This window comes from Xanthomonas sp. NCPPB 2933, assembly GCF_056725225.1.
Genome location: NZ_CM161518.1, coordinates 4,981,300 through 4,998,750 on the forward strand (window position 1 = coordinate 4,981,300; position 17,451 = coordinate 4,998,750).

19 protein-coding genes and 1 tRNA gene are annotated in these 17,451 nt (G+C 63.7%); 8 read left to right on the top strand and 12 right to left on the bottom strand.

All coding sequences use genetic code 11. The features are described 5' to 3' along the window. Window positions 1-391 precede the first annotated feature (391 nt). From AC1PLU_RS21050 to rocF, 6 genes are all read right to left on the bottom strand, one after another. Window positions 392-1,336 carry an MBL fold metallo-hydrolase gene (locus AC1PLU_RS21050; protein ID WP_115039412.1) on the bottom strand — a complete coding sequence of 315 codons (945 nt, stop codon included), beginning with the start codon at window positions 1,334-1,336 and terminating at the stop codon, window positions 392-394. A gap of 221 nt (window positions 1,337-1,557) precedes the next feature. Continuing rightward, on the bottom strand, window positions 1,558-2,847 hold the full coding sequence (locus AC1PLU_RS21055) for a tryptophan--tRNA ligase (protein WP_481107153.1): 1,290 nt from the start codon (window positions 2,845-2,847) through the stop codon (window positions 1,558-1,560). Window positions 2,848-3,020: 173 nt separating this feature from the next. Then, window positions 3,021-3,230, bottom strand: coding sequence for a CsbD family protein (locus AC1PLU_RS21060; RefSeq protein WP_006451342.1), 210 nt, complete (start codon window positions 3,228-3,230; stop codon window positions 3,021-3,023). A gap of 241 nt (window positions 3,231-3,471) precedes the next feature. After that, window positions 3,472-3,606, bottom strand: a complete 135-nt coding sequence (locus AC1PLU_RS21065; protein WP_006451341.1) for an entericidin A/B family lipoprotein — start codon at window positions 3,604-3,606, stop codon at window positions 3,472-3,474. A 78-nt stretch (window positions 3,607-3,684) separates the two neighbouring features. Continuing rightward, on the bottom strand, window positions 3,685-3,837 hold the full coding sequence (locus AC1PLU_RS21070; RefSeq protein ID WP_006451340.1) for an entericidin A/B family lipoprotein: 153 nt from the start codon (window positions 3,835-3,837) through the stop codon (window positions 3,685-3,687). Between the two features lie 109 nt (window positions 3,838-3,946). Further along, a complete protein-coding gene (gene rocF / locus AC1PLU_RS21075; RefSeq protein WP_046931980.1) occupies window positions 3,947-4,870 on the bottom strand; it encodes an arginase in 924 nt (307 codons plus the stop codon). Between the two features lie 462 nt (window positions 4,871-5,332). Here rocF and AC1PLU_RS21080 point away from each other — a divergent pair, with 462 nt between their 5' ends. From AC1PLU_RS21080 to tmk, 5 genes are all read left to right on the top strand, one after another. After that, a complete protein-coding gene (locus AC1PLU_RS21080; RefSeq protein ID WP_481107154.1) occupies window positions 5,333-5,785 on the top strand; it encodes a roadblock/LC7 domain-containing protein in 453 nt (150 codons plus the stop codon). 63 nt (window positions 5,786-5,848) lie between these two features. Then, window positions 5,849-6,208: a roadblock/LC7 domain-containing protein gene (locus tag AC1PLU_RS21085; protein WP_006452081.1), complete on the top strand. Its 360-nt coding sequence runs from the start codon at window positions 5,849-5,851 to the stop codon at window positions 6,206-6,208. A gap of 93 nt (window positions 6,209-6,301) precedes the next feature. Beyond that, window positions 6,302-7,219 carry a hypothetical protein gene (locus AC1PLU_RS21090; protein WP_481107155.1) on the top strand — a complete coding sequence of 306 codons (918 nt, stop codon included), beginning with the start codon at window positions 6,302-6,304 and terminating at the stop codon, window positions 7,217-7,219. Next, entirely contained in the window at window positions 7,216-7,758 is a 543-nt protein-coding gene (locus AC1PLU_RS21095) for a GTP-binding protein (RefSeq protein WP_481094210.1), read from the top strand. The genes AC1PLU_RS21090 and AC1PLU_RS21095 overlap by 4 nt, the downstream gene beginning before the upstream one ends. 590 nt (window positions 7,759-8,348) lie before the next feature. Then, a complete protein-coding gene (gene tmk, locus AC1PLU_RS21100) occupies window positions 8,349-9,032 on the top strand; it encodes a dTMP kinase (protein WP_481094209.1) in 684 nt (227 codons plus the stop codon). A gap of 459 nt (window positions 9,033-9,491) precedes the next feature. Here the strand turns inward: tmk and AC1PLU_RS21105 are convergent, their stop codons facing one another. Next, on the bottom strand, window positions 9,492-9,875 hold the full coding sequence (locus tag AC1PLU_RS21105; RefSeq protein ID WP_481094208.1) for a helix-turn-helix transcriptional regulator: 384 nt from the start codon (window positions 9,873-9,875) through the stop codon (window positions 9,492-9,494). Between the two features lie 944 nt (window positions 9,876-10,819). Between AC1PLU_RS21105 and AC1PLU_RS21110 the strand changes: the two genes are divergently transcribed. Beyond that, complete coding sequence (locus tag AC1PLU_RS21110) at window positions 10,820-11,677, top strand: hypothetical protein (protein ID WP_481107156.1); 858 nt, start codon at window positions 10,820-10,822, stop codon at window positions 11,675-11,677. A 376-nt stretch (window positions 11,678-12,053) separates the two neighbouring features. Here AC1PLU_RS21110 and AC1PLU_RS21115 read toward each other — a convergent pair. From AC1PLU_RS21115 to birA, 4 genes are all read right to left on the bottom strand, one after another. Continuing rightward, window positions 12,054-12,129 (bottom strand) — tRNA-Thr (locus AC1PLU_RS21115). Between the two features lie 33 nt (window positions 12,130-12,162). Next, the gene (locus tag AC1PLU_RS21120) at window positions 12,163-13,053 is read right to left on the bottom strand and encodes an SPOR domain-containing protein (protein ID WP_481107157.1); all 891 of its coding nucleotides are present in this window, start codon (window positions 13,051-13,053) and stop codon (window positions 12,163-12,165) included. Between the two features lie 156 nt (window positions 13,054-13,209). Then, window positions 13,210-13,938, bottom strand: coding sequence for a type III pantothenate kinase (locus AC1PLU_RS21125; RefSeq protein ID WP_023905548.1), 729 nt, complete (start codon window positions 13,936-13,938; stop codon window positions 13,210-13,212). Further along, on the bottom strand, window positions 13,935-14,945 hold the full coding sequence (gene birA, locus AC1PLU_RS21130) for a bifunctional biotin--[acetyl-CoA-carboxylase] ligase/biotin operon repressor BirA (RefSeq protein WP_481094261.1): 1,011 nt from the start codon (window positions 14,943-14,945) through the stop codon (window positions 13,935-13,937). Before birA ends, AC1PLU_RS21125 begins: the two co-directional genes overlap by 4 nt. 44 nt (window positions 14,946-14,989) lie before the next feature. Here birA and AC1PLU_RS21135 point away from each other — a divergent pair, with 44 nt between their 5' ends. Together AC1PLU_RS21135 and AC1PLU_RS21140 are read left to right on the top strand one after the other, a co-directional pair. Next, a complete protein-coding gene (locus AC1PLU_RS21135; RefSeq protein WP_115039388.1) occupies window positions 14,990-15,304 on the top strand; it encodes a hypothetical protein in 315 nt (104 codons plus the stop codon). A gap of 8 nt (window positions 15,305-15,312) precedes the next feature. Further along, window positions 15,313-16,068 (top strand): M90 family metallopeptidase, encoded by a 756-nt coding sequence (locus AC1PLU_RS21140; protein ID WP_481094206.1) that lies wholly within the window; start codon window positions 15,313-15,315, stop codon window positions 16,066-16,068. Between the two features lie 157 nt (window positions 16,069-16,225). On the opposite strand, the gene AC1PLU_RS21145 is transcribed toward AC1PLU_RS21140, so the two are convergent. Beyond that, on the bottom strand, window positions 16,226-17,413 hold the full coding sequence (locus AC1PLU_RS21145; RefSeq protein ID WP_176339713.1) for a DUF1501 domain-containing protein: 1,188 nt from the start codon (window positions 17,411-17,413) through the stop codon (window positions 16,226-16,228). Between the last annotated feature and the right edge of the window lie 38 nt (window positions 17,414-17,451).

Genomic DNA, 17,451 nt, shown 5'->3' on the forward strand with positions numbered 1-17,451 from the left:
GTTCGGATAACGCTGTGGCGATCAGCTTCGCAACCCAATACGCAACGCGATCACAGGCAGGCCTTCACCCAATCACCGACCAACTTTATGGTGCGGTGTCCTCACCGATTGCGGGATCGTGTGGCGGCATGGATGCCGCCACCGAGCCTACACGGACGTACTTGCGGCGTGTCCCGCGGGCGGTGAGGGCACCGCGCCCTCGACCAGCCAAGTTTTGGTGCATGGTTGCGAGCAGTGCGCGTTGCGCCGCGGTCTGATCGGCTCTTTTCGATGCGAGCAACGTCACTGCCATTCCCGACATCACTCCACTTGTCAGCCAAGGCGAGTGCGGCCAACACGTTGCAGCCACCGATACAGCGTTCAAGCGATTTTGTCAGCCGCTCCAAGCGCGCTAACTCGTCCGCGTTGCTCGATCCAGCCAGCACGCCAATCCCTGCGCGTTGAGTTCGATATCGGTGGCCAGCAGCTGCGCCACGCTCGCATCGTCCAGGCGACAACCGTGCAGGCGGGCGCGCTCCAGATACAGCTCACTCAACGCCGCCACCATGCAGCGATGGCGGTCCGCACGCTGTGCGCAGCTCAGTGCAATGGCGGTCATCGCATGGATCTGCTCGATCAACGCCTGCGCCAACGGCTCCGGCGATGTGACGCGCCCGTAATGGGTCAGATACATCGCGGCCGGCGCGGTCTCCATCAGCCGCGCGATGGAGTGCAGCATCGCTTCCGGCTCGAACTGCACCGGCGAAGAAGTCGGCAGGATGAAGGCGCCCTGCGCGCTATCGAGCTGGCGATACGACAAGCCGAACGTGTCGCCAGTGAACCAGCTGCGGCTGCGAGCATCCCATACACACAGATGATGCCGCGCGTGCCCGGGCGTATCCATCGTGCGCAGCGCGCGCTCACCCAACATCACGGTCTGCCCATCGGCTGCTTCCACCACCCGCTCGGCGGGCACCGGCACGATGGCGCCATAACTGCGTGCCATTTCCGCCTCGCCATACACGGCGGTGGCACCGGCAATCAGCCGGGTGGGATCGATCATGTGCGGCGCGCCGCGCGGGTGCACCAGCACGCGCGCATTGGGCAGGTGCTGCAGCAAGGCACCCGCGCCGCCAGCGTGATCCAGATGCACATGGGTCAGGATCAACCACTCCACCTGCGCAGGCGTCAGCCCGGCGGAGTGCAACGCAGCCAACATGTGCGGCACCGACAGCGAGGTACCGCAATCGACAAAGGCGCCACGTTGCGCCTCGACGATCAGGTACGCCGCATCGAACTGCACACCGCCAAAGCCGGTATCGATGGTCTGGATGCTGGAATCGGCTGTCGCTGTCATTCCCACACCATGCTTGCCCAGGAAACCGCAGTGTAGGCGCAAGGGCTTTGCGCTGGCTGTGTTCGCAGTTCCAGGCAGCGATACATCAGTCTCCTGGACAGCGCTGCCGTCAGGCTGCGCTTATCGGAATTCGACATCGCGCGGCCAGGCGATCACCTCGTACCGTCAGCCTTCAGCCGTCAGCCGTCAGCCGTCAGCCGCGATGCATTGCTGCGCGCCGATCAGCCCTCGCGCAACACACGCATCGCCGCAAGAATCACCCCCGCATCCACCTGCGCATGCACGCCCGGCAATTGCAGATCGCTGGCCTGCTCGGCCTGTTTCAAGCGTGCAATCAACTGACCCGCATCGCGCGGTGAGGCGAAGCCATCGCTCTGCAGCAGCAACGCACCGGCGCCATCGTTCAACTTGAAGTAGAACTGCCCGTCGCTCTCGCGATATTGCTTGAACACCGGCGGTGCGACTTTTTCATCCGCGTCCACGGACGTTGTCGCGGCCTGGCTGGAGAGATCGCGCAGACCCACTGCAGCGCGCAGCTCGGCCAGAAACGGCGTGGCGTAGCGCGCGCGCAGACGTGCACCGCCGGCGCGCAGAATTGCCTCGATCTTGGCCGGCTCGGCCATCAGCGCCTCATAGCGCGTGCGCAGCGGCGTAATTTCCTGGTCGATCCGCTCGAACAGCTGTTGCTTGGCATCGCCCCAGCCGATGCCATCGGCAAAGGCCTGGGCAAATGCAGCCGTTTCCTGCGGCGTGGCGAAGGCCTGATACAGCTGGAACAACGCCGAACCCTGCGTGTCCTTGGCTTCGCCGGGCGCGCGCGAATCGGTGAGGATGGAGAACACCAGCTTGCGCAGTTCCTCGCGCGGGGCAAACAGCGGAATCGTATTGCCGTAGCTCTTGCTCATCTTGCGGCCGTCCAGGCCCGGCAACGTGGACACCTGCTCGTCGATCACCGCCTCGGGCAGGGTGAAAAAGTCGCGGCCATACACATGGTTGAAGCGCTGGGCGAAATCGCGCGCCATCTCGATATGCTGGATCTGGTCGCGCCCCACCGGCACCTTGTGCGCGTTGAAGATGAGGATGTCCGCCGCCATCAGCACCGGGTACATGAACAAGCCGGCGCTCACGCCCGCATCCTCGTCCTCGCCCTCGGCGCGGTTCTTGTCCACCGCCGCCTTGTAGGCATGCGCGCGGTTGAGGATGCCCTTGCCGGCCACGCAGGTGAGCAGCCATAGCAGCTCGGTGGTCTCCGGCACATCGGACTGGCGATAGAACCACACCGTTTCCGGGTCCAGCCCGCAGGCCAGCCAGCTGGCGGCGATTTCCAGTGTGGAGCGCTGCGTCCGCGCCGGGTCCTGCGCCTTGATCAAGCTGTGCAGGTCGGCCAGGAAATAAAAGCTCTCCGCATCGGCGCCGGCGCTGGCCTGGATCGCCGGGCGGATCGCACCGACGTAATTGCCCAGGTGCGGGGTGCCGGAGGTGGTGATGCCGGTAAGGACGCGAGTGGTCATCTGCGTGAAGGCCAGGAAGTCAGCGCACAAGTTTAGCGGTTCCGTGCGCCGGGCATGGACGCGCCGGTTTTGCATGCGTTATTCCTGCCCGCAGACGCAAAACGGGCCGCATCAGGCGGCCCGTCGTATGCAGCTGTCGCTCACTTCATCGCATGAGCGCCCTTGCGGATGGCTCAGGTGTCGTCGCGCAGCGACTTTTCGAAGGCGCGCACTTCGGTCTGGGCGCGATCGCGATCCCACCCGTAGCGCTCCTGAAGCTTGCCCTGCAGATACTCGGCATTGCCTTCGGCGATCTTGAAATCGTCGTCGGTCAGGTCGCCCCACTTGGCCTGCGCCTTGCCTTTGAGCTGGGTCCACTTACCGGAAATGATGTCAGTGTTCATGCGTTGACTCCGCTTGATGCGGCCGCGATTGACCGTGGCATCAGGTTGCCGATGGACGCGTTCGCTGCAGATCAAAAGCTGTCAAACCCAGACTCACCGCACTGAACGGTCGCTTACGCGTGCGTTGCACGCGGTGCATGTCGATACACGCAGAACTGGCGCGTCGAACGCAGCAGTTCCCGAAAACATGGCGAAAAAAAACGGGCCTTACGGCCCGTTCTTTTAAGCATGCAGCGCTAGATCACTTGCGCGCAGCGTCTTCCACTTTCTCGCCAGCGCCCTGCACGTCCTTGCCGGCACCTGCGACGGTGTTGCAACCCGCCAGCATACCGACCGAAAACACCGACAGCACCAGCAGCATAATTGCACGCTTCATAACAAACTCCTTCGTGGGTAAACGGCGACGTGCCGCAGATCAATCAATTCGAACAACAAGATCAGACAAAACCTGGAATCAGCACTTACCGTCGCTGCAATTATCGGCCTTCTTTTCGACCTTCTCACCTGCGCCCTGCATGTCCTTGCCGGCGCCGGCCATGGTGTTGCAGCCAGTCATCACGCCAGCCGAAAACAGGCCTAGCACCATCAGTGTCAGCAGTCGCTTCATCGGTCTTCCTCAGTTCTGCATTCGGTGCCAACGCACCGCGCTTGGCGCCAAATCTGACTGCGTGGCCGTGGATTTGATGTGAACGTGGTGTGCCGCGTTCAGCAATCGATCAATCTCGCATCAGCGTGGACTTGCCGAACAGGCTCTCCACCAGATCCACCGCCAGCTCGGCGGTCGCGTTGCGGTTGTCCAGCACCGGATTGAGTTCGACGATGTCCAGCGACCCCATACGGCCGGTGTCGGCAATCATCTCCATCACCAGCTGCGCCTCGCGGTAGTTGGGACCACCGGGCACGGTGGTGCCCACGCCCGGCGCGATGCTGGGGTCGAGAAAGTCCACATCGAAGCTCACGTGTAAATGGGTGTCCGCGCTCATACCCTGCAAGGCGGTCTCCATGGTGCGCTTCATGCCGGCCTCGTCGATGTAGCGCATGTCGTAGACATCGATGCGGTGCTGCTTGATCAGGCGTTTCTCCTCCGGGTCCACCGAGCGGATGCCGATCTGCCGCACCTGCTCGGGCAGCAGGGCCGGCGCGCTGCCGCCCAGATGGGTCAGCGCCTGCGGGCCCAGCCCACACAGGCAGGCCACCGGCATGCCGTGCACGTTGCCCGATGGCGTCACCTCGCTGGTATTGAAATCCGAATGCGCATCCAGCCACAGCACCCGTAGCGGGCGCCCCTGTTCGCGGCAGTACTTGGCCACCGCCGTGATCGAACCGATGCCCAGGCAGTGGTCGCCGCCGAGCATGATCGGCATGCGCCCGGCGCATAGTTCGGCATAGCTGGCATCCATCAGCGCCTGGTTCCAGGCCACCACTTCGTCCAGATGCCGGTAGCCGGCCTGCGGGGCCAGCCAGGGATTGCGCGGGCCATCCAGATTGCCCAGGTCGCGCACCTCCACCCCGCGGCCGATCAAGGCCTCCTGCAAGCCGGCGATGCGCAGCGCCTCCGGCCCCATCCGCGCGCCACGGTGGCCGGCGCCGATATCGGTGGGAACGCCAATCAGGGAAACCGGCAGGTACTGCGTCGCCATGCATTGCTCCAGCATCGAGAAAGCGCTGAAGTCTAGTCGTCGGCCCGCGCACTGACGCGCGGCAGCGCAGCACGGCGCGCGGCCTGCGTCGCCAATCACGCAATCGCATCTGCCACTGCAGCAATCCGAACAGCGGCCGATACCCCGTAGCGGGCAAGCGTCGGGCAGGTGCGGATGGCATGCGCAAGGCTGCGGTGTCAGCGTGATCCATCTCGGCCGGAGCATTACCGACCACCAGCCGCGTTCGCTTGTCAGCTGCGTCGAGAGGTTGATTGCTGCTTCACGTGACGTGGTTGGGCAGTTTGTGGCGCATCTGTGCTTTGCGGAATGCGCCTGCCTGACCGCACAGTTAGACCATGGCTGGAGATGCCGATGTCACTGTCTGCCCGCCAGCGCGGGTCATCAGTGCCTTCGACAGGTTTTTTCATCGCGCAGCGCGTTTTTGTACAGGGGGAGAAGTTCATGCCGCACAACGCCGTCAACCAGGTCGTCAAGGCTGCCGTGGGCGAGGTCGCGCGGGCGTCGCATCAGTACGATCTGCAGCACATCGGCCGCGAGTTCGCGCAGACCATCGAGCGCGAGCCGGGCATCCGTTTGTTGATGCTGTCCACCGCCGACGGGCGCGCCATTACCGAGCAATCCAGTCTGGATGTGGACGGTCGCCGTCTGGCGGCAATGGCCAATTCGTTTCTGACCCTGGGCGAGACCCTGGCGCGCGAATCCAGTCTGAGCGAGGCTGATTACGCCACCGTCAGCACCCGTGGCGGCCAGCTGGTGCTGATCCGCATTCGCGCCGACAAGCCGCTGACGCTCACCGCAATTGGCGGCCCGCAGCTCAATGCCGCCGCACTGTTGTTCAACGCACGCGACTGCGCCGGCCGTCTGGCCAAGGCCATGGCGCAACCAGCGATCTGAGGCTTGGCATTGTTCGTGCTTGCCTTTCGCGCACCCATTACTCACCGCTTGTAAGGACGTCCCGTGGCACAACTCAATCTGGAACACCTGCATTCAATCGCCGGCTTCGTCGGTGCCGCACTGGTCGATAGCGACAGCGGCATGGCACTGGGCATGACCGGCGGCACCGATCTCAATCTGGAACTGGCCGCCGCCGGCAATACCGAAGTGGTGCGCGCCAAGCGTCGCATCGCCGAGCAGCTCGGTCTGAACGACACGATCGAAGACATCCTGATCACCCTGGCCCGTCAGTACCACCTGCTGCGTCCGCTGGAGAGCAACGGCACGCTGTTCTTGTACGTCGTGCTGGACCGCGCCAAGGCCAATCTGGCGATGGCCCGTCACGAGCTCAAGGCGTTCGAAAAGACCCTCGACTTCGGTTGATGCAAACCTGGCGGCGCACACGCGTCGCCTGCCCGGCCTGCCGGTCTGCACCGGCAGGCGTCGCACTCCAACGCGCCGATGCGGCGCCATGTCATGACCATACCCATTCACGCCCTGCGGGTCGCCACGGCCGGCCTGGACCTGCTGCACACCACGCGCCTGAAACTGGCGTGCTCGCTGCTGCTGGCAGAGCGCGTCGACGTGCAATTGGGCGAGTGGCCGCAACACGCGGCCGACGTGGTGGTGCTGGGCCTGGAAAGCGCCGACGGCCTGGCCGCGTGGCAGGCGTTGCAAGGCCAGCCGATGCGCGTGCTGGTGGTGTCGCGGACACCGGTCGCCGGCGCATGGATCAAGCACGGCGCCACCGTGCGCGAACTCAACGAACACCTGCGTCTGCTGCTGTCCTCGCCGCATAACGTGCAGATCGCCGAGCCGGCGCTGCTGATTCGCCATTGCCGCGGTGAATTCGGCAACGCTGCAGTGCTGCTACGCCACGCGCAGCTGTACGTCCGTGTAGATCCGGCCAATGCCTGCGTGCAACTTGCGCCCGGCCTGCCGTTGTCCGAATTGGTCGCCGCACTGGATCGCCCCGGTTGGCAGGTCGCACCGGACACAACCGATGCCGCACTGACGCAACGCATCTCATTCGAAGCGCTGTATTTCGCCCTGCCCGAGCATCTGCGCCCCGCGCTGCCGGCGGTAGAACCCAGCCATGCGCTACAGCTGCGCCAATGGCCGGAACTGAGTGCCGAGACCAGCTCGCCAGCACAGTTGCTCGCCATCGCCCACCTGCATGCACGTCCGTGGCGCGCGCAGGCGCTGGCCAACGCTTGCAAGCTGCCGCTGCAAACGGTGGAATGCCTGTTCGCCGCTGCACTTGCCAGTGGCCTTGCCCAGACTGCGGAGATTGCCGTGCCTGCAACGCAGACTCGTCCGGACAGCAGCAACTCCCGGTTCTTCTCCTGGGTCGCGCGTCGGTTTGGCCTCTCTCTCTTTCAGGCGCAGTCATGAGTCTTCTGGCCAACAAGCTGGTGTTCGTTGGCGGCATGGGCGCCGGCAAGACCACGGCAGTGCGCGCCATTTCCGACGTGGAGCCGGTCAGCACCGAGATGCCCCTCAGCCAGGATGCCTACGGCGACAAGACCTACACCACGGTCGCACTGGACTACAGCTCGATTGAGCTGGAAGACGGCGAGTTGCTGCACGTGTACGGCGTGCCGGGCCAGAAATACCTGGATTTCATGTGGCCATTGGTCTGCGACGGCGCACTGGGTGTGATCGTGCTGACCAGCGCGCGCGATCCGCAGATGCTCGAGGCCACGCTGGCGTTGCTGCGCGAATTTTCGCAGATCGCACCCGAGGCCAGCCTGGCGGTGGGCATCACCATGACCGACGAAATGCAGGATTTTCTGCTGCCGCCGTTCCGCGATGCATTGGTTGCCGAAGGCTTTCGCATCCCGGTCATGCGCGTGGATGCGCGCTCGGCCACCCAGATCACCTTCCTGGTGAAATCGCTGCTGTCCTATCGCTACACCTCGGCGCACAGCTGATCGGCAGCGCTTGGCGCGCCTACCTGCGTGATCGACACGCAGGACAAAACAAGGAATCCGGTCACGACGGTGCCTGAAAGGGCGTCACGCGGGGGATGCCGCCTCTAGGGTGGCGACGACGCGTCCATCTTCCTTGATGCCAGACACGCGACGCGAACGTCATACATTCGAGCGCTTTGCCTGACTTGTTCAGTATGGCGCGCGATCAAAAGCCAGGACATCGGGACGTTCCCGACATCGCGCAGGACATACCCGTGATATCGCGTCGGCAATAGCGGTGGCGATGGGCAGCCAAGCCGTCGCGGCACCATGCGGCTTACGCGCGTAGTTGGGTGCCTGGCTGCCAAGTGGCGCACCCATCTGTGGTGACCGCACATCGCGTAGCCAGTAGCTAGCGACTGTCTTGCTGCTGCTGTTGCACGGCAACTCGTCGAACAGGCAGACATCAAGCAATCTCGACGCGCGCTTCGGCGCACGGCAGCGTCACTGCCCGCGGCGGCAACCTGACCCGCCAGAATCGACAACTGCAGCGCGCCGCAAAGACGCTGCCGCAGTACTGACCTATCGCCACGATCGGATAAAGTAGCGCGATGACAATCGAACTGAAGCCCGGCGGCTTGTTGATCGCGATCGAAGGCATCGACGGCGCCGGCAAGACCACCCTCGCCCGCAGCCTGGCCACCACACTGGAAGCTGCCGGCGCCCGCGTCGTACTGAGCAAGGAGCCGACCAACGGCCCCTGGGGCACCAAGTTGCGTCAGTCCGCCGCCACCGGCCGCCTGAGCGCGGACGAAGAAGCCGAGCTGCTGATCCGCGACCGCCACGAACATGTGGACACCCTCATCGCGCCCGCATTGGCACGCGGCGACATTGTGATCCTGGACCGCTACTTTCCGTCGATGGTTGCCTACCAGGGCGCCGCCGGCCTGCCGCTGGACGCGCTGCTGGAACGCAACGCCTTCGCACCGCGCCCGGACGTGCTGCTGCTGCTCGACCTGCCACCGCCCACCGGCCTGGCGCGCATCCGCGCCCGCGGCGACGCCCCCAACCACTTCGAAACCCAGGACAACCTGGAACGCTGCCGCGCCATCTTCAATGCCCTGCAATTGCCGGGCAAACACGTGGTGGATGCCAGCGCAGATGCAGACAGCGTGCTACGTCAAGCCCACGCTATCGTCGTTGCCGCACTGGCCGAACGGCTGAGCGGCGACGCTGCGCACACCGACGCAGAAAGGGCCGTCCTGGGACTGCTATCGGCCGGTCGCCCGGCCTGATTTGCTGCGCGCGCTTATGCGCAGGCAACAACAAACTGTGCAATACGATTTGCGCGCACCGCGCAACTTATCTAAAGCCCCTCTCCCCGCGGGAGAGGGGTTGGGTGAGGGTACGGCCAGCCACAATTCCCGACGAAACCGCTCCTTCACCAAGCGCTTCGCCTCATAAAGGAATCAATATTCCGATAGAGGATGTCGCGTTGGCCCGCACAACCACCGTGCGTGGCAATCGGCTGCAGTGAAAATTGCAGGCACAGAAAACGCACCCAAACGACAGCACGGCCAGAACAGGTGTGTGCACGAACTTGTGGATCGAAGATGGTGCCGGCACCCGAATTCGAGCCCCCTTGCTTTAAGGGTTTCCGGGCAGTCTGGGGAATTTCTATTAAGTCGCCGGCTGCGACCTTGGCGATCTGGGGGAGCCAGAATCCGACGCATGGCCCTTCGCCGTCAGCGATCTCAGCCTGACGACACACTAGAGCGATCGGCCACGCGGGCGGCAATCCACTCGTCAATCTCAGACTCCAGCCAAGCGACCAACGTGCCCAGCGGCACCGGCTTGGGAAATGTGCCCTTCTTGATTCGGTCGTAGATGGTGGTCTGGGACATGCCTACCCTGTCCTTGACCTGCGCAATGCGCAGCAGGCGAGGCCGGCCGTCAGACGGCGCTTGCACATGTCCCGGGCGCTCAGTGGGTGGTAGTGCGCGCAACGCCCTCACCTCAAGCTTGGCTGCCACTTTTTCTGCCATTGCTTTAGCTAGCAGCTCGATCAATTCGGTGAACTGCTCATGCGGCAAGCCACCAAGTCGCTTCGGGTCGTTCTTTTGATGGTGATCGTTCATGCCCCGAAGATAGGGAGCGCTATAGCACCAGCTGCGACTACGAGACGGCCGCCCTAGATTTTAGTTGGCTTGCACGCAAGGCAGATGCAGCTTTCGCCCTATGCTGTAATCGGATCCAACTGAATAGAGGCGACAAGTCATGTCCACCCTGTGCCTGTCACCCGACGAGGTAAAAGAGCTGTGCCGAAGTTCCCAAAGAGCACGGCAAGCTTTATTCCTGCGGCAAAGTGGAATCCGCCACATACCTTGATGTGTATGTATGGCGTGTAGTTTTGCGTTCTGCGGTTGAGCCAGTCAAGGACGCTGTTCCAGCACCTCATGTATGGAGGTCCAACAAGCTGGACTTTCCAGGATCAGGAGGCAAGAAGCGTCGCGCGCCCTGAGATTCCTTCAACGCACGATCAACGCTGTTCATCCGCGAGGGTCGAGCCATGAATGAAGTAGCAAACGCGGTGCCGTGGGAAGTGCGCGCAATTGCTTGAACTCGCGCCGCGAACGGTGCTTGAGACGGTCGCATGCCGTCCTGACTTTCCCGTACCGCTGACCATGCGGCCCCCAACGTGGGTGGCCGGCAAGGTGGTCGAGTGGCGGGAACGTAATCGCGCGGGATTGCCCAAAGGGCAGAAAAGGTAATTGCAAGCTAAGCCTGGCCCAGCCACGCCCAAGTTGGCCTGCGAATTTGAGCTCACGGTCGAACGGGCTCTTAGCCTTTCCTGCGGGCAACCTCGGCCGCCCGCTCGAAGGCTTGAGCTAACGACATTCAAGTGACCGACGATAGATTCGCCTTGATCGTTATCTGTAGTCAGACAGACCCGCGAGTCGGCGTAGGAATAGCCCTAACCATTATAAAAGTGTGACCTGAGGCGAATTCCAACAAAATTTAATGGAGATATTGCACCCTCACACCAACATGGAGAGTGCAAGTGCTAAAGCAGTTCCTAGGCTTGGCTTTAGTTGTGGGCGGTTTGTATTCAATGCCACCAAACGCTAATGCCGCCAATATTCGATGCGACACCTGTGCGTCAGATCTTGAGTTCCGAGAACAAGCTCTTGTCCAGGGACAAGGTACGCACAACATCTATAACCTTTTTGACAACACAATTCAGACGTGGCAGGTTCCCAAGCAGGACACTGGGACTGATCCTTGGCGCGTTGACCAAAAAAAGCCACTTGCGACGCGTGCCGCAGCACAGCCTCCCGTGCGAGTTGCGACAAGCCCGCAAGCGGTAACTGAACTCGACCGGGCACACCGCGTCTTCGTGTCTGGCGGTTATACGCTCAAGCCAATCATCAATGTGCCAGTTGGCATCGTGAATGTTCCATCCGCACAGTCCAAAACTGCTATCGATGTTCTGAGTGACTTCAACCTGCGTTCAATGCTCGCGTCTGGCGTAGCGAGCAATGGCGTCTATAGCACGGTAGTCGGAACTAACCTAGCCACCGCCTTGGCCGACTTGCTCGCAGTCGCTGCTTCACCGCTGGGGCTTAAGCAGCAAGCGGGTGTGACCTTTCGTCTTGTCATGGCCGACGGCAGCACAATTGATTTTAAAATCTCCCTGGATGCAACAAACGGCGAATACATCAACGGCAGTGCTAGAACTCCTGGTGGCCAGCTAATTCCTGACAACATCAATCAGGTTCAAGGTGAGTGGACCAGTGCAGGTGGAGATAATTTAGAAGGCATGGCTGGCTACATGGGCGCGTTGGGCGCAAGCATGAACAACATCGGCGCCGGCGGAGTTACTCGCATAGCTTGCGTCAGCGCAGGTGAGACGCGCGTCTGCACGGTCTATAGGCAATAGGAAATAGAGCGTGGTAAGTCTCTAACCTCTACCACCCACAGCACCGAGCAGTCAGCACAGCACTGACTGCTCGGTGTCATTGCGCAGCCTGCGCTTGCAATGGCTCTCCGAGCAGTCCGCCAGGCGTCAACGCGTCGCCTGTAGCAGCCTTGCTAAGAACCTTCTCAGACAGATCGAGGTGGGCTCCGGCCAAAGCCTTCCCCTTGCCTATTCGAGCAGCTGCGGCTGGCCATGGCCGCATCGTATGGGGAATTTTTGGGGGAGTGAGTAGTGACGAACCGTTGCGATACCGGGCGCCCACGTTTTTCACCAGCCCTGTGAAACCCTTTCTGCATGCGCGTTTGCAGGCGATTCGGGGGTTGCGAAAAGACCTTCATGGTGCCGGCACCCGGATTCGAACTGGGGACCTACCGCTTACAAGGCGGTTGCTCTACCAACTGAGCTATGCCGGCAAAGGCCAAGCGCATTGCGCGCCGGTGCGCATTCTAGCGCAGCGCGGAGCAATCTAGCGATCGTTGACGCGTTGCACCCGCGGTGCCCTGCAACGCAGTGGGTGCCGAGGCACTACGCACATCGATCCACCAGCGCGATTGCCCGGTGCCGCTGGGCATCAGCTGCGCGGGAAACCCCGCACTCACCAGGCTCGCCTGACGCCGCTCGGCGCGCTCGCGGCTCTGGTATTGGCCCAGCGCGACGGAGTTGTCCTCGCCTTGCGCAATCACGTAATAGTCGCCGATGCCAGCCGCAGCGATGCGCTTGACCAACGCCTGCGCCGCCGCGCGATCGCCCACGCTGGGCAGCATCACCCGGAACGTACTGACCCCGGCGTCCTTGTCTTCGCGCACGCTGCTGCGCGTGGCTTGACCACGAATGCGTGCCAGCGCGGCATCGGCGTCGGCGCGTGCCGGATAGGGGCCCAGGCTGGCGCAGCGCTCTGGAACGGGTGCGGGAGTCAGCACCGTTGGCGATGTCTTTGGTGCAGCCGCCACAGCAACCTCGGCCGGTTTCGGAGCGACCTTGCTTGTGGCCGGAATCTCGGACGGTACTGGCGATGTTTCGGCCACTGCGGTGGTAGCCGCAGCTGTCGAAGCGGCCGCCGCCGCTTGTTCCGTTGATGTCTGAGCCGGTACTGCTGCCGGTGCCGGTGCCGGTGCAACCGATGTTGCTGCCGGCGCAGCGTCTGGAGCTGCTGTTGCTGCTTCTCTCGAGATCGCAGCCGCCGCGCCTGTTGCGATGTTCGGCAACACCTCCAACCGTGCCACACCTGCCGGCTGCGCCGGAGCAGCCAACGCGGCCGGTGCCGGCTGCAGGGCCCACCACAACGCCACGCCGGCATTGAGGACGATCAAGACAACGATGAGCGCGCGTACATACATGCAATGGATTCTAAGAGTGGCCGATAACCGCTGGCGAGCGCTCGACGACTCGGCGCGAGCGGCAGGCAGCCAGTGACCCCAGTGTACGAGCGCGACATCCCGATGCCGAGCATCGGCCGCCCACCTGGCGGCTGCGCGTCGTTTCGATCACCGCCCTCAGGGCGCCGACGCAGACCTCGCCCAGATCGCCAACCCATCCAGCACCAGCGCAGCGCGGAACGTGGCATCGGGCAATAACGGCAGCAACGGTGGCGCGCCACCGCCATGCACCAGCAAGCGCACCGGTACGCCCAAACTGCGTTGCGCGTGCTGCAGGCTGCGCTCGATCAGCGCCACCGCCGCACCATCGCAGCCAGACGCCAGTGCATCGTCGGTGTCGTTGGCCAGCTCCACATAATTGCCGCCGCTGGCCGGCAATTGCACCGCGCGGGCATGCAGCGCTTCGCGCATGGTGGTCGGCGAGGCGGCGATGCGCCCGCCATGATGCTGCCCATCGGCCCCAAGCAGATCGATGGTCAGCGCAGTGCCCACGCCGGCCACCAGCACCGGTGCCTCGCCACGTGCGCCAAGCAGCGCCAGAAAGCGATCCACGCCGAAGCGGCTCGGGTCCGCATACGCAATGCGGATGCCGGCGCATTCGGCCGCGGTGCGCACGATCCGCACCTGCTCGAAGCGCTCGTGCAGGCAGGCGAGCATGCGCTGCGTCAACGCCGGCGCAGCAACGCTGGCCACATGCGCGATGCGCCCGGTCGGCAGCGCCGACAGTGCGGCCGCATCCATCGCCTCGGCGCCGTGCGGCCACGCCTGCACATCGCCGGCGCGATCTCCCTGTAGCAGGGCGTACTTGAACCGCGAATTTCCCAGATCGAACAACCACTCGCTCATGCAGGTCTCACGCTCACTTCTCCGGAGTGGAACAGGCGCACCGTCTCGCCCAATTGCACACGCAACGCGCCGTCGGCAGCCAAGCCGAGCGCAACGCCGTGATGCCGGGTGCCAGCCTCTTCGACCTGTACCGCGCGGCCACACAACACGTCCAGGGCCGCATAGCGACTCAGAAACGGAGCCAGCCCTTGTGCCTCGAACAGATCCAGCGCCGGCAGCAGCCCGGACAACACCGCCGCCGCCACGGTATCGCGCGAGACCGCACGGCCCGCCAGCGTATCCAGATCCACCCACGGCTGGTCGATCCCAGCGGCCGCCGCAGCCGGCATGTGCACGTTCAAGCCCAGTCCGATCACCGCACGCGCATTGCCGGCCATTTCGCCGCCGCCTTCGATCAACAGGCCGCCCAGCTTGCGCTCGCGCGCCAGCAGATCGTTGGGCCACTTCAGCCCGACATCGGCAAAGCCGCAACCGCGCAAGGCTTCGGCCACCGCCACACCCACCGCCAGGCTGAGCCCGGCCAGCTGGCCCAACCCGCCGCTGAAACGGCGCGAGGCCGACAGATAGATATGCGCACCCAGCGGCGAGGTCCATTGCCGGCCGCGACGGCCGCGCCCACCGGTCTGACGCTCGGCCAGCAGCACCGCCACGCCCTGCTCGGGCGCCGCACGCGCCAGCAAGCTGGTGTTGGTGGATTCCAGCGTCCAGGCGACATCGAGTGCAGCCAGGCCCGCCAGCGCATCGCTCGACATGGCCGCACGAATCCGCGCAGCCTCCAGCAGATCCAGCGGCGCCGCCAGACGGTAGCCGTCTCCGGCCCGCCCTTCGATGTCGACCCCGGCTGCGCGCAAATTTTGAATGCGCTTCCACACTGCCGCACGGGTCAATCCGGCATCGCGCGCCAGCGCATCGCCGGATAGCCGGCCGCTCGCAAGTTTGGCCAGCAACGCGCGGTCATCCACGGCAAGGTCCCCAAATCGATCCGTGAAAGTATGCGCCAAGCCCACCCGGGCGCCCAGCACGGCTTGCGTGAGGGAGTGAAAAGCGCGTTATGATCGCCAACTCACGCCGCTTGCCCTGGATGTGGACGATGCGCCGAATCACGGTTTGCCTGCTCCTGTTATTGGCTCCGCTTGCCGCGCTGGCATCGGACCAACTGGTCGATGGCGACCATGAGAGCTGCGTCAGCACCAATTCGGCTGCGCGCGGCAGGACGCCCAATGGCGAGGCCGCTGCACCGGCACGCGCTCCCGCGCACAAGCCCACGCCGGCCACCGGCGGCGGCGGTAGCGATGGCGACGCGCTGTTCCCACGCATGCGCACGATGCCGCGCTGGCACAGTTTTCTGCCGGGCATGTTCCGCTGATCCAGTGGTTGTCGCGCTGGCTGCGCCGGCCGCCCATCGACATTCCTGATGCGTTATGGCTGCCGGTCTGCAGCGGCTGCGCCTGGGTCGCCGCGCTCGATCCGCCCCGCCAGCACCGCCTGCGCACCCTGGCCGCACAATTCCTGCAGCAAAAAACCATTTCCCCGGTCGATGGGTTGCAGCTGCATGCGCACGATCATGTGCTGCTGGCGGCCACCTGCTGCCTGCCGCTGCTGGAAATCGGCGCAGTGGGCTGGCGCGGCTGGTCGCAACTGATCGTCTACCCGGACGCGTTCCGCGTGCAGCGCACGCATGTGGATGCGGCAGGGGTGATGCATGCCTGGGACGACACCCTGATCGGCGAATCCTGGGAGCAAGGCCCGCTGATCGTCAGCTGGGCCGATGTGCAGGCCGATCTGGACGACCCGCAGGCAGGCTTCAACGTGATTGTGCACGAGATGGCGCACAAGCTCGATGCACTCGATGGCGCCCTCGACGGCACCCCGCCGCTGCCACGCGATGCACAACGCGCCTGGGCACGCGATTTTCAGCAGGCCTTCGATGCGTTCTGCCAACGCGTGGATGCAGGCGAAGACACCGAGATCGATCCGTATGCCGCCGAAGCACCGGAAGAATTCTTCGCGGTCGTGAGCGAATATCACTTCTCGGCGCCGCAAGTGATCGCGCGCGTCATGCCGGATGTCGCCGCGCAGCTGACGCGTTTTTACGGGCCTTCGCCGTTTGCTTCTTCAGCGCAGCGCTGAGGGTGTGGTGGCATCAACGCGTTGCTTGCGATGGTTGTCATGCAACCGCTTCGCGCGCGTTGCTCGCACACGCTTGGCCGAATTGAAAACACCGCTGCGCAATGTCGTGCAGGTGCACGCTCGGCACTGCTGATTTCAACAGCACGCTGCAATGCACTCACACCAGCCCAAGATCGCGCGGCCTGGCACCGGGAAACACCCGCTCCAACTGCGCTGGCGACAGCCCCCACAATCGACTCAATAGACCGCCGAACAGACTGCGGTAATTGGTAAGCACCGGGTAATCACGATTCTGCAGCAGCTGCGTTTGTTCGACCGCGACCTGCTCGCCAGCGATACGGCCACCCTGCACGCCGCCACCCAGCACCCAGTACGTGGTGCCGTGCCCGTGATCGGTACCCTTGCTGCCGTTCTCGCGAAAGGTGCGGCCAAACTCTGAGAGCACCACCACCACGGTGTCCTTCCATGCCGGCCCCAAGGCATCAGCGTATGCCGCCAGCCCTTCGCCGAGATTACGCAGATTATTGGCCAACCCACCTTCGACACTGCCCTGGTTGGCATGGGTATCCCAGCCGCCGACATCGACGAATCCCAGCCGGTACTGGTCGCGCATCAGGCTCGCCATGCGCCGGGTTTCGTCGGCAAAGGTGCGCGCACTGGCAGCGCCGCGGCCGGCCTGCTCCATCTCTTCGCGCAGCTGCGCGGTCACCTGCTGACGCAATGCCAGGCCCTCGCGCGCGGCTGCCGCAAGCGGCGTTGCGTCGTACATCTGCGACAGAATCTGCGCCTGCCGCGCATCCAGACCGCCTTTGCCGATCCCACGCAACGACACATTTGGCAAATCGCCGCCGCCTTGAAACGTCAGCGGTAGCGAATCGGTAAACGCAATCGCCGGCACCCCGCTGAGCACGCCCGACAGGCGCGCCATGAAACCGGACCGATAATCGCGGCGCTGCCGGCCGGCCTGGCCCGATTCGATATCGTCCTGGGTTTCGAAGTGGCTGCGCGACAGATCGTCGGTGCCGGCAAACGGCACGAAGGCCAGCTGCTTGCGTTGCCAGAGCGGCAGCAGCGCATCGCGCATCACCGGGTTGAGACCCCATTGCGCATCCAACGCAACGGCGCTCTTCGGATTGGCCGCATCCGGCCGCGCAATCGCCAGGGTCGGGCGCGCCTGATAATAAAAATCGCTGGCATGCGGCACCAGCAGATTATTGCTGTCGTAGCCGCCACGCAGAAACACCACCAACATGCGCGCACTGTCGCGTGGCGCTGCAAACAGACGACCGCTCCACGGCAGACTCGCGGCCGCTGCAGAGGCAAGCAGAAATTGACGTCGTTGCATGGTGCACTCCTGCGGCGATGACCGTTCGGCGATGATTG